The 12,089-nt window shown below is 63.7% G+C and carries 10 protein-coding genes; 5 read left to right on the top strand and 5 right to left on the bottom strand.

The annotated features are described in order from the left end of the window. Positions 1–2,619, top strand: coding sequence for a transferrin-binding protein-like solute binding protein (locus tag WBP07_RS06955; RefSeq protein ID WP_395395084.1), 2,619 nt, complete (start codon positions 1–3; stop codon positions 2,617–2,619). 31 nt (positions 2,620–2,650) lie between these two features. Here WBP07_RS06955 and WBP07_RS06950 read toward each other — a convergent pair whose 3' ends face one another. Then, entirely contained in the window at positions 2,651–3,235 is a 585-nt protein-coding gene (locus WBP07_RS06950; protein ID WP_395395083.1) for a septal ring lytic transglycosylase RlpA family protein, read from the bottom strand. 117 nt (positions 3,236–3,352) lie between these two features. Between WBP07_RS06950 and WBP07_RS06945 the strand changes: the two genes are divergently transcribed. Beyond that, a complete protein-coding gene (locus WBP07_RS06945) occupies positions 3,353–4,861 on the top strand; it encodes an ABC1 kinase family protein (protein WP_395395082.1) in 1,509 nt (502 codons plus the stop codon). A 1-nt stretch (position 4,862) separates the two neighbouring features. Here the strand turns inward: WBP07_RS06945 and WBP07_RS06940 are convergent, their stop codons facing one another. The 3 genes from WBP07_RS06940 to panB all read right to left on the bottom strand — a co-directional run bounded on the left by WBP07_RS06940 (position 4,863) and on the right by panB (position 7,979). Then, entirely contained in the window at positions 4,863–6,524 is a 1,662-nt protein-coding gene (locus WBP07_RS06940) for a M20/M25/M40 family metallo-hydrolase (protein WP_395395081.1), read from the bottom strand. Positions 6,525–6,612: 88 nt separating this feature from the next. Continuing rightward, on the bottom strand, positions 6,613–7,101 hold the full coding sequence (locus tag WBP07_RS06935) for a GNAT family N-acetyltransferase (protein ID WP_395395079.1): 489 nt from the start codon (positions 7,099–7,101) through the stop codon (positions 6,613–6,615). Positions 7,102–7,109: 8 nt separating this feature from the next. Further along, positions 7,110–7,979: a 3-methyl-2-oxobutanoate hydroxymethyltransferase gene (panB, locus tag WBP07_RS06930; RefSeq protein WP_395395078.1), complete on the bottom strand. Its 870-nt coding sequence runs from the start codon at positions 7,977–7,979 to the stop codon at positions 7,110–7,112. Positions 7,980–8,150: 171 nt separating this feature from the next. Between panB and WBP07_RS06925 the strand changes: the two genes are divergently transcribed. The 3 genes from WBP07_RS06925 (at position 8,151) to WBP07_RS06915 (ending at position 10,873) form a co-directional block, all read left to right on the top strand. Beyond that, a complete protein-coding gene (locus WBP07_RS06925) occupies positions 8,151–9,716 on the top strand; it encodes an amino acid permease (protein ID WP_395395744.1) in 1,566 nt (521 codons plus the stop codon). A gap of 204 nt (positions 9,717–9,920) precedes the next feature. Further along, positions 9,921–10,118 (top strand): hypothetical protein, encoded by a 198-nt coding sequence (locus WBP07_RS06920; protein WP_395395077.1) that lies wholly within the window; start codon positions 9,921–9,923, stop codon positions 10,116–10,118. A gap of 44 nt (positions 10,119–10,162) precedes the next feature. Beyond that, entirely contained in the window at positions 10,163–10,873 is a 711-nt protein-coding gene (locus WBP07_RS06915; RefSeq protein ID WP_395395076.1) for an extensin family protein, read from the top strand. Positions 10,874–11,142: 269 nt separating this feature from the next. On the opposite strand, the gene WBP07_RS06910 is transcribed toward WBP07_RS06915, so the two are convergent. Further along, entirely contained in the window at positions 11,143–12,060 is a 918-nt protein-coding gene (locus tag WBP07_RS06910) for a LysR family transcriptional regulator (RefSeq protein WP_395395075.1), read from the bottom strand. Positions 12,061–12,089: the final 29 nt, after the last annotated feature.

Raw genomic sequence — 12,089 nt, 5'->3', positions numbered from 1 at the left:
ATGACTTCGCTGACGGCGCTCAGCCTGATGCTTGCGGCCTGCGGTGGAGGCGGCGGCGTCAATAGTACGCCAACGCCCACTCCGGTGCCGACACCTACTCCTACTCCCACTCCCACTCCCACTCCGACACCCACACCAACGCCGGCACCGAAAAACGATGATCTCGTCGCGCCGCTAGTTTCTGAGAACTTCGCTAACGACGCGGTGCTCGGCACGATTTCCGTTTCCACCGCAACGGGTGCGGTGTCTCAAAGTGCTGGAAAGACGGTACTGACGATCGCCTACGATGCCTCGACGAAAAGCTACACGCTAACCGACGGTTCGGTCAGTCAGGCGTTCAAGCAAACCGATATCGATGCCACGCAATCGAATGCGGCGGTCACGACCTACAAGGTTGCCGGCAAGTCGGCGACCGACTTCCTAACATTGTCCAATGCCGGGACCGGAACAGGTCAGACCCGCTACGTAGGAGCGGGATTCTGGCAACGAGCGACCGAAGGCAAGGCCAACGTAGACGGACGCTTCGATGCCTTTGCCTACGGCGTGCAGACGCCGACGGTGGAGATGCCGCGCACGGGGGCCGCAAGCTATGACGTGCAGTTACTCGGCGCGTCGACATCCGACGCGCTGGTCCACTCACTTGCCGGCAATGGGCGTCTTGATGCCGATTTCACGACAGGGGCAATCCATGCCCTCGTCCCCTACACAATGACAAACATGGAGACGGGCCAGACTGGTTATGGCGGGCGCCTTGATGGCTACGCGTTGATACAGTCGGGAACCGATCGTTTTGCAGGTGTGTTGGGCACGGCCACAAGTTCAGGATCTGGTTCCGGAACCTTCCAAGGCGCCTTCTACGGCCCGGCCGCAGCGGAAGTGGGAGCGACTTTTTCGAGTTCCGGTGTTGGCCAAGCAATGGTTGGCGTGATCTGGGGCGCGCGCAATGGCTATCCGGTCAATCAGCAGACGAACCTCTATAACCCTGAAAACGCCACATTCTTCAAAGTGGATGGGCAGAGTCTTTCATTAACGCTGGATGGCCAGGGCAATTTCGTTTCGGCCGTACAGGCCAGTCGCCTCGTGGCAAAGCTGGCCGATTCCGGACCATCGGACGTCTTTTATCGGGCATCCGGACAGGCAGTGGCGCCATTGTCAGGCAGGGACTGGGAAGCTTCTTATGCTGAGACAAGCGGCCCCTTGTTGATGGGGCAAACCTTAGCGGTCATCGCCGGGCTGCAATACGACCGGACGGGCGGCGCGCCTATTCTGGATGCCTATGTTTATGGCAATGAGACTGTAGCGCCATCAGTGCCTCGTGCAGGCACCGGCTACTACATTGCACGGCTGGGCGGGGCGGTACTGGACGTCGGAGCCAAGCCGCAGACGTTGGATGGATCCGGCCGACTTACTGCCGACCTTGGCGCGGGCACGCTATCCGGTACAGGAAGCTACCAACTCAGCCCGTTCGACACGGCAAACATGATCGTGCAGCCGGGCGTAATCTATACCGGTACCGACAGAGGTACCTGGACGAGCAGCGCAACGATATCCAGCACAACTAACGCTATTGCAGGCGTACTCTCACTCGACGGCGCAAAGGATTATACTGGCAATCTTGATGCGCGATTCTATGGCGAAGCTGGAGATCAGATCGGCGGTACGTTCCTGCTTTCGAGTGTCACCGGCGGTAAGGCCAGTGGCTATCTGATCGGCATTGCCGATCTCGCCGCAAATAACGCTGCAACCAGGTTGGCCGATATTAATAAAACAACGCTATTGCACGGCATCGGCGCTGAAATGGCGTATAGCTACTACGCCGAAACCGATGCCTATTTTGATAACTCTGCAAGCGCCACTACCGCGAACTATGGCGTTGAGTTGTCTTCGGGCTCGCCGACCGGCGCGGTCCGCGTGACGGACAATTCGGCTTACGCAAACTATGCGATCATGGGCAGCGGTGATGTCGACAACGCAGCGTCCAGCGCCGAGCGTACGGTATATCGCTCCGGGTCAGTCACGAGCGGAGAGTTTTCCGACTCGTTGCAGGTCGATCGCTACATCTACGATGGCAACGGCGGGCGTATCGCGCTGACCTATTCGGGCTTTGTGGAATATGTCCAGGCGACCGGTGTTTCGCAATATGGCGGAAGTTACCGGATGGGCTACATCGCTTATGGTCAGGCGACGCCGAATACTCTCATGCCAACGACGGGGACGGCTAGCTATTCGGGCGTGGCGCATGGCAGCGCAGCCATCTATGATGCCAATAATCAGGTGGGCATCTATGACGTGGGCGGAACTGCGACTCTCGCCGCTAATTTCGGAACTGGTGCGATTTCCGGGCAGCTTGCCCTCAACGCTGCGAGCATCTCCGACAAGCCCGATCTGAGTTTAGGAACGACAAGCTTCTCCGGCCGTATCGGGGACGTGGTTGCCGGAAATCAGACCGTCGGTGGCTTTTCCGCCACCGCCAATGGCGCGCTTCGCGGAGATGTCCACGGCATGTTTTTCGGACCCAATGCCAACGAAGTTGGCGGCAATTTCGATTTCACCGCTTATTCCGTGCCTGGGATGGGATACGGAACGATAAAGGGGGCTTTCGTTGCCGGCGGGCACTAAACCCGGCTTTTCAGTGCTTTGCGGCGCCGGTTCAGCGTGTCCCTACGCCGCGCTCGAACTGGTTCTGCAGGTTCGCCAGCGTCGCCGGGCTGACCGGTGACAGTTCCGTCGCCGCCTTGCCTTTGCGCAGGGCGGCGCGGTCCTTTTCGGGGGGCTCCACCACGCGTACGCGGACTGCGGCCTTGCCTTGGTTGCGGATGCCGAGCGCTTCGGCAGCGCCGCGCGAGAGATCGATTACTCGGGCGCTTTCGCCATAGGGGCCGCGGTCGTTGATACGAACCACGATGCGGCGGCCGGTATCGAGCGATGTCACTTCGACGTAGCTTGGCAGCGGCAGCGTCTTGTGGGCGGCAGTGATCCAGCCTGGGCGGAAACGCTCGCCATTGGCGACCTGGTTGCCGGATTCGTTGCCGTACCAGGTGGCATAGCCCAGCACGTCGTAGCCGGGCTGACTGGCAGGCGTATAAGTGACGCCGCGCACTTTGTAGGGCGGTCCTACGCGCACCGGGACATCGCTGACTGCGCGAAATTTCGCGCCGCCGCCGCAAGCTGCGAGGGCGAAGAGAAGTGCTATGGCGAATACGGGCTTGAGCGCCCCCGTTAAACTGCCGCTCATTCGCGATCCCTAGCTTCGTGCGCGGCTTGCTGTCCAATCGATCCGACGCCGAGGGAGGGCATGTCGCCGGAACCCGAGGGGCGATCGGCCGGTTGTCCACCGCTGAAGGAGTGATGCATGTTCAAGTCGATAGCCGTGGCCGCGCGCGATCGGGGGCGGATGGCCGAAGTTTCGGCAGTGATCGCCCGCTTCGGGCTTGAGGCGCTGGCGGTACGGCTGGGAATAGGCGAGGGGGACGACGGCGCCGGGGCCGAAGCGCGGGACCTGCCCACGCGCACGCGCCGCGCACTGGAAGCGCTGGGCCCCACTTACGTGAAACTGGGCCAGATCCTTGCCACTCGGCGGGACTTGCTGCCTGACCCGTGGATCGCGGCTTTCGAGCAGCTTCAGAGCGATGCGCCGCGCCTGCCTTTTGCGCAATTGCGCGAGGCGGTGGAGGCTGCGTTGGGCGAGGCGCCCGAAACGGCTTTTGCCCATTTCGATACCGAGCCACTGGCGGCGGCATCGATCGCGCAAGTGCACCGGGCGCGCCTTCATGACGGCGCGGAGGTCGTGGTCAAGATTCGCCGCCCCGGCATTCGCGCACGCATGGAGGCGGATCTGCGGCTCATGCGCCATCTTGCGGCGTTGGCGGAGGCGCGCAGCGCGGCGGTCCGGCGGATGAAGCCTGCGGCCATGATCGAGCAGCTCGGCCGCGAGATTCTCGACGAGCTGGATTTCACCAGCGAAGGCCGCAACGCAGACCTGCTGCGCGCCGATCTCGCTTCTCTGGACCGCGTCACCGTGCCGCGCATTCACTGGGAGTGGACGGGCGAGAAGGTGCTCGTGATGGATTATGTCGACGGGATTCCGCCGCGCGATCCAGGCGTGCTGAGGGCAGCCGGGAACGATCCTTCGCGCATCGCGTCGCTGGGTGCGGAACTGGTGCTGGAGATGGTGTTGGTCAACGGCCGGTTTCACGCCGATCCGCATCCCGGCAACCTGCTGTGCCTTCCCGGTGACGGGCTTGCCTTGCTGGACCTGGGCTCGGTCGGGTTCGTATCCCCGCGCCGCCAGCATGAGTTTCTGACTTTCATCCTTGCGCTGCGCAGCGGCGATCCGGGCGGCGTGGCCGATATGCTGGCGACATGGTCCGAAGGCGGCGAGGTTCCGCGAGAGCGGCTGTTGCGCACGTCCGAGCGGTTGGTAGCGCGGCATGGCACGGGGGCCTTGGTGTTGAACGCCATGGTCGCGGATTTCTTTCCGCTGCTGCGTCAGGAAGGTTTGGTGTTGCCGCCCGATCTGGTGCTGATCTTCAAGGCGATGGTGACGATGGACGGTGTTCTGGCCGGCATCGCCCCGGATTTCGATCTCTCCGACGCTCTGGGTCGGATGCGCGGCAAGCTTGTGGCTTCGCGCCTGTCACGCCTTGCCGCGCCGGACAAGCTGGAGACGGCGCTGCTTGAGCTTTCGCGCGTGGCGGAGGAAGCGCCGCGTTTCCTCCGCGCGGCTTCTACGCGGATGGAAGCGACCACGCCGGCCGCCCGCGATGACAGCACGGCGCGGGCGGTGAAAATGGCCGGCTGGCTGGTCGGCGGTGCAGTGGTGTTCCACGCGTTCGCCGACCTGCTCATTCACTGGACCTGACTTACCGGCGCGCCGCGTCCGACTTGTCGCGCGTGGCCTTGAACTCCGAACCCGTCTTCCATTGCGGCCATCGGGCGGAGTTGGCGAGGTCGCTGCCGATGGCACGTACGAGTTCGACGTCCTGCACGGCTCCGTCCATATTCCAGTCCGGCGACCAGGCATCGCAGGCCTGGTGATAGCACTGGCCGGTGTAGGCATCGATCCAGGCCTGCCCCGCCTTGACGCCGCCCTGCTTGAGGTCGGACGCACCGGCAATGCCCATCATCAGCATCACCGGCACGCCGCGCTTGGCGAAGGAGAAGTGGTCCGCACGGTAGAACAACCCGCGTTCCGGCAGGCTTTCCGGTGTCACCCGGCGGCCTTGCGCTGCGGCGAAACGGGCCATGTCGTCTTCCAGCGTATCCTGACCCCGGCCGATCAGCGTCACATCGTTCGCCGCGCCAGCGGTCTGGAGCACGTCGATGGTAAGGTTGGCGACGGTCTTTTCCATCGGGAAGACCGGATTGGCGGCGTAGAATTCGGAACCGAGCAGTCCGCGCTCCTCGGCAGTCCAGGCCGCGAAGACGACGGTGCGCTGCGGCGCCGGTTCGCTCTTCATGACGCGCGCGATATCCATGATGCCGGCGATGCCGATGCCATCGTCATTGGCGCCGGCGCGGTAGATGCGGCCTTGCGCATCAGGCGCGCCCTTGCCGTAGGCGTCCCAGTGTGCGCCGAACATCACCACTTCGTCCTTGCGGGTGGTGCCGGGAATCTGGGCCAGCACATTGTGGCTCATGACTTCCTCATGGTTCACCGGAATTTCGGCGTCGAGGGCCACGCCCTTCAGTTCCACCGGCTTGAAATCCGGGCGCCGCGCCGCGGTGGAGAGCTTGGCAAGGTCCAGCCCGGCCGAAGAGAACAGCCGCGTTGCCGCATCGGCCGAAAGCCAGCCCTGCAGGGCAAGGCTGGAGAGGCGGTCTTGCGTGCGGACGATGTCGTAATTCTCGCCGCCGGGGCTGGTCACCACATTCCAGCCATAGCCGGCACCGGCAGTATCGTGCACGATCAGCGCGCCGATTGCGCCCTGGCGGGCGGCTTCCTCGAACTTGTAGGTCCAGCGGCCGTAATAGGTCATCGTCCGGTCGCCGAACTTTCCGGCGGCGGGTTCGCCCTTCGCGGCGCGGAAGTCCGGATCGTTGATGAGGAAGACGACCACCTTGCCCTTGAGGTCCATGTCCTTGAAATCGTCCCAGCCGCGTTCCGGGGCTTTTACGCCGTAACCGACGAAGACCACCGGCGCGCCGGCAATGCGGGCGGTGTCGTCCGGCCGAACGGTGGAGAGGTAGATGTCCTTGGCGACTTCCACCGGCATGGCGCCCTTGGGGCCATTGAACGAAAGGACCTTCGGTGCCTGCAGTTTCGTATGCAGAAGCGGCACGTTCTGGACCCACTGGCCATTGGGGCCGGCCGGCTGCAGGCCGATGTCCTGGAAGCGGGCGATCAGGTAGCCGATCGTGCGTTCCTCACCCACCGTGCCCGGCGCGCGGCCCTCGAACGTGTCGGAGGCCAGCGTCTTCACATCGGCGACCATCCGCGCAGGATCGATCGCTTCCTTGGCAATGGCAGTGGGGGATGCGCCGAAAATGGCCACGGGGGCGAGCAGCGCCGCGACGGACGCCATGAGGGGGGGATTTTTCATAAGGCCCGCTTTTAGGCCGCGATGGGGGCGAGGCAAGAGTTACAGCGGGTTGACGGTGCGGGAAGCACCGTCACTTGGAAGCGGCGATAGCCTCTCGGTGGAGATCCAGCACCATGAACTGGTTGTGCGGGCTGGCCTCGTAATCCGCGAAAGGCGGGCATGATGCGAAGCCGCTCTTGCGGTAGAGCGCGATGGCGGGCTGGTGAAGCGGCGCAGTGCCGGTCTCCAGATAGAGGCGGCGCAGTCCTTTCTCCCGCGCCTCGGCCACGACATGATCGATCAGCGCCCGGCCCACGCCGGTACCGCGCGCTTCGGGCGCGGCGCGCATCGACTTTACCTCGCCGTCGCCCTGACCCAGCACCTTGAGCGCGGCGAAGCCGGCCAGCCTGTCATCACGCCACGCGGTCCAGAAAGTGACTTCGGGCGCGGACAGCCCGCTCGCATCAAGGGCGAAGGCGTGCTCCCCCATCACCGATGCCAATTCGGAAAGGTGATGGGCCAGCAAGTCGGCGACGTGGGGCGCGGCGGGATCGTCGATCCGGAGTTCCAGGCCGCTCATTTGGCCGCTCACTTAGGTTGATAGGTCTGGTCGGGTCCGGGGAAGGCGCGTGCGCGGACTTCAGCGGCGTATTGCGCGGCCGCTTCGGAAATCAGCGTCGCCATGTCGGCATAGCGTTTCACGAAGCGAGGCACGCGGTCGAACATACCCAGCATGTCTTCGGCAACCAGAACCTGCCCGTCGCACTGCGCCGAGGCACCGATGCCGATGACGGGGATTTCCAGGCTGTGGGTGAGCGAGATTGCGATGGGCTCGACCACACCCTCCACCACCACGGCGAAGGCGCCGGCATCCGCCACGGCCTTGCCGTCGGAGACGATCTTTGCATGCTCTTCCTGGCTGCGGCCCCGCGCGCCGTAGCCGCCCAGCGCGTTCACCGCCTGCGGGGTGAGACCGATATGCGCCATCACGGGAATGCCCCGGCTGGTGAGAAACGCGATCGTTTCCGCCATGGCCACGCCGCCTTCCAGTTTCACCGCAGCGCAACCGGTTTCGGCCATGATGCGCGCGGCGGAGGCGAAGGCCTGCTGCGGGCTTTCCTCGTAAGAGCCGAAAGGCATGTCGACGACGACGAGCGAGTGATAGCTGCCGCGCACGACGGCGGCGCCATGGGCGATCATCATGTCGAGCGTGACGGGCAGGGTGGAGGGCAGCCCGTAGATCACCTGGGCCAGCGAATCCCCGATCAGCAGAATGTCGCAATGCTCATCCAGAAGCTGCGCCTGCCGTGCGGTATAGGCCGTCAGCATGACCAGCGGATCTGCGGTAAGGCCGCCTGCCTTGCGGCGCTGGATGGCCGGAACCGTCAGGCGTTTCATGGGCGCCGGAGTGGGATTGGCGCGGCTGGTCGCTGTATCGAGCTGAAAGGTCGTGGACATGCGGGGCTTCTAGCCCTCTCTCGCGCTTGCGAAAACCCCGGAACGGCGATCAATTCGGACTGGCCCCGTCATCCGGTCCAGATACAGTTATTCTGGGGAACCAATAGCCTTAACGCTTGCGATACCGTGGCAGCACGCTAGCGTCGCCGCCATTAAGAACTCGGGGGTCCAATAATGTTCGGACGCGTAAAACCGCTGGACGCCATTCTGGCGACCGCGGAAAAGAAATCTCTTCACAGGTCGTTGGGGCCTGTCCAGCTGACGCTTCTCGGCGTCGGCGCCATCATCGGTACCGGCATTTTCGTTCTCACCGCCGCCGCGGCCCAGAAGGCTGGGCCCGGCATGATGTGGAGCTTTGTGATCGCCGGCGCCATCTGCGCGGTGGCGGCGCTCTGTTATTCGGAACTGGCCTCGATGGTGCCGGTTTCGGGTTCTGCTTATACCTACAGCTACGCCGTGGTCGGCGAACTGCTGGCCTGGATGGTCGGCTGGGCGTTGATCCTTGAATATGCGGTTGCCGCCTCGGCCGTTTCGGTCGGTTGGTCGGGCTACTTCATGGGGCTCTTGAAAAGTCTGACGGGGTTCGAGTTACCCGCCTTACTGTCATCCGGCCCCGCCTGGTCGCTTACCGGCGTCGATTTCAGCCACGGAATCATCAACGTCCCCGCCATCTTCGTGGCGCTGGCGGTGACGGCGCTGCTGGTGATCGGCACCAAGGAAAGCGCCACTTTCAATGCCATCCTCGTCGCCATCAAGGTGGCGGCGCTGACCATGTTCATCGTCTTCACTCTGCCGCTTCTGAAGGGCGAGCACTTTGCGCCTTTCGCGCCCAATGGCTGGTTCGGCCCGGCGGGCAGCAGCGGCTTGGGCATCGTGGGGGCGGCAGCGTCGATCTTCTTTGCCTACGTGGGCTTCGACGCGGTTTCCACCGCAGCCGAAGAGACCAAGAATCCGCAGCGCAACGTGCCGATCGGTCTGATCGGCAGCCTTGCGCTTTGCACCGTGTTCTACCTGCTGGTCGCCGCCGGTGCCATTGGCGCCGTGGGCGCGCAGCCGACCGCACTGGGCGTGCAGCCCGGTTCGGCCGAATTCGCTGCCCAGTGTGCCGCGCTCGCCAAGGAGGGCCACGTTCCGCTGGTCTGCTCGAACGAGGCGCTGGCTCACGTCCTTCGCTCGGTAAACTACAACATGGCGGGTGATCTTATCGGCCTTGCCGCAAACCTGGCACTGCCTTCGGTCATCCTGATGATGCTCTACGGCCAGACCCGCATCTTCTTCGTGATGGCGCGCGATGGCCTGCTTCCCGAAAAGCTGGCGACCGTCCACCCCAAGTGGAAGACGCCGCATATCGTGACGATCATCACCGGCGTGTTCGTGGCCGTTGCAGCCGCGCTGCTGCCGGTGGGCCAGCTTGCCGACATCTCCAATTCGGGCACGCTGTTCGCGTTCCTGATGGTGTCGATCGCCGTGCTGATCCTGCGCGTGCGCGATCCCAAGCGTCACCGTCCGTTCCGCACGCCGCTGGTGTGGGTGGTTGCGCCGATCGCGATCATCGGCTGTGTGATCCTTTTCTTCAACCTGCCGTATGAAGCGATGCTGGTGCTGCCCGTCTGGGGCGGGATCGGCCTGGTCGTCTACTTCGCCTATGGGTACCGCAAGAGCCACATCGGCCGCGGTATCGTGGATGTTCACGAAGTTGACGCCGATGCGCCGCCGCAGCCGGTTCCGCCGGTATAAGGCACCGTTTTTGCGACAACGGGGAAGGGGGCTTTCGGGCCCCCTTTTTCGTACCTGGCGGCGAGACTTGTCCCGGGTTTTCCACTTCGTATGCCGGAATTACCCACAGGGTTGGGCACAGGCTTTGGGGTGCGGCGGTAAAACGAAATTAACCAATTGGCGCCATGATCGGCAAAACGCATAAAAAAGAAACCAGGTACCGCCATGGCAGCTATCAAGGCCCTGATCCCGGCATTCATTCTTACGTGGGTGGTGTCATTGGTTATCGGTTCGCAAGGGTCGCGAGGCGGCATGCTTGCGATCACGCATACCTTCTACGAAGGATATGAACTCTATTGGTCCTGGCCGCTCTTCCTGGGGGCGACGGGGCTTGCCTGGGCGATCTTCACGCTGCTCGAATGAAGCTGCGCTAGGAGCGCCAACTGCCCTTCGCGCGTTGACCCCGCATGACCCTGTCCGTCGATCGCATTGCGATGGCATTGCTGCTGATCGCCTGCCTCGCTTTGGCAGGGCGGAATTGGCTGCACGATCATCCTGGCGACAATCCATGGGCGCCGCTGGCGCTCGATGAGGCGCCCGGCTGGGCGACCAGCCGCAAACTCGCCGCACTGCGAACCGACCTCGCTACTTGCCACGCTTTCCTTGCGCGCAGCGGCTTGCCCGACGACAGGCGGCCTGCCACCGGCGCCGGAGCATGTCGACGCGAAGACCGCATGGCTCTGACCATTCCCGGTGCAAGTCTATCCCCGCACCATCCTGAGAGCACTTGCGGGGTGGATGCCGCCTTGGCCTGGTGGTTGCGCCACGGTGTACAGCCGCAGGCGCAGGCGATGTTCGGAAGCCAAGTCGTGCGGATCGAGCATCTTGGCACGGTGAACTGCCGGCGCATCGGCAATGGCGACACGGGGGCATGGAGTGAGCATGCTACTGGCAACGCCATCGATGTCTCCGCATTCGTGCTGGCGAACGGCAGGCGCATTGAAGTCAGGCGCGACTGGAAGGGCGGCGTGAACGATGCTGCTTTCCTGCATGTCGTGCGTGACGAGGCCTGCAAGAGCTTCTCCACCGTGCTCTCGCCGGACTACAATGCGGCGCATGCAGATCACTTGCATCTGGATCAGGCGAACCGGGTTGCGGGCTGGAAAGCCTGTCACTAGGGGCGGCCCGGTCGGCGAGCCGAAGCTTACCCTGCGGTTCCGGTAAGGTGTCTCGATATCTGTCGATTGCCACAGAGAGGTGGCCCGGGATTTCCGGCGAGAGGTGAATCATCGCGATGCAATGACGGCAATTGTACACCGTGCAGCCCGAACTATCATGAAATCGGTCGATGATCCGCCATTGCTCGCAGACGATCCTGCCTTCGGCGATCATCAGGGAGGGGGCGGGATAGGCCGGAAGGCTGGCAGACCGGCACTGCCGTAAATCTTCAACTCCAGGCTTTTTGCCTCGCCCGCTCGCGCATGGCGTCGATAAAGGCGCGGACCGAGGGCATCGCTGCGCGGCCCGCATCGTAAAGCAGGTTCACCGGCATCGGCGGCGGCGCGTGGTCCGCCAGCACCCGGACCAGTCGCCCGGCGGCAATGGCCTCGGCTGACTGGTAGCTTAGCACATTGGCCAGCCCCAGGCCCCCTTCGGCTGCCTCGATCGCCGCGTCGACGGTGTTGACGGTCAGGCGCGGCACGACTTCGACCGCAGTCTCGCCCCTGTCGCCGCCGCTGTTGCCGCCCCTGTCGCCGAACGGCCATGTGCTGCCCACGCGAACACCGCTGCCCACGATGCAACTGTGGACCTTCAGATCGCCCGGCGACATCGGGATGCCTCGATCCGCCAGATAGGCCGGACTGGCCACGATGGTCTGCTGCACGGATCCGATCGCCACGACGCGCAGCGCACTGTCTGCAAGCGCGCCGATCCGTACGGCCACATCGATCCCTTCCTCGATGATGCGCACGTTCCGGTCCAGCAGCATCATGCGTGCGCTCAAGCCATCATGTTTCGCCAACAGGGCACCGACCACCGGCACCACATGCATCCGCCCGAACATTACCGGCGCAGTGAGGTAGAGCTGCCCGCGCGGCGCCGATCGGCCGCCCATGACCACCTGCTCCGCCTCACGCAGATCGGCGAGTATTCGGCGCGCACGGTCGAGAAATGCCGCGCCTTCGTCGGTCAACGACACAGCCCGGGTCGATCGGTGGAACAAGGTTACGCCCAGGTGCCGTTCAAGTGCCGCTACGGCGCGGGTAACGACGGGTGGAGAGACATCCAACGCCCGCGCCGCCGCTGCAAAGCCGCGCCGCTCGGCAACCGTGACGAAAGCCGTTAATGCCTCGAACCGATCCATTATTCTCCAAACCGAAATAGTGAACGCCA

The organism is Novosphingobium oxfordense, from assembly GCF_044029435.1.
GTDB lineage: Bacteria > Pseudomonadota > Alphaproteobacteria > Sphingomonadales > Sphingomonadaceae > Novosphingobium.
Note: the sequence above shows the minus strand (reverse complement) of the source record. Positions and strands in the feature narration are given on the sequence as shown.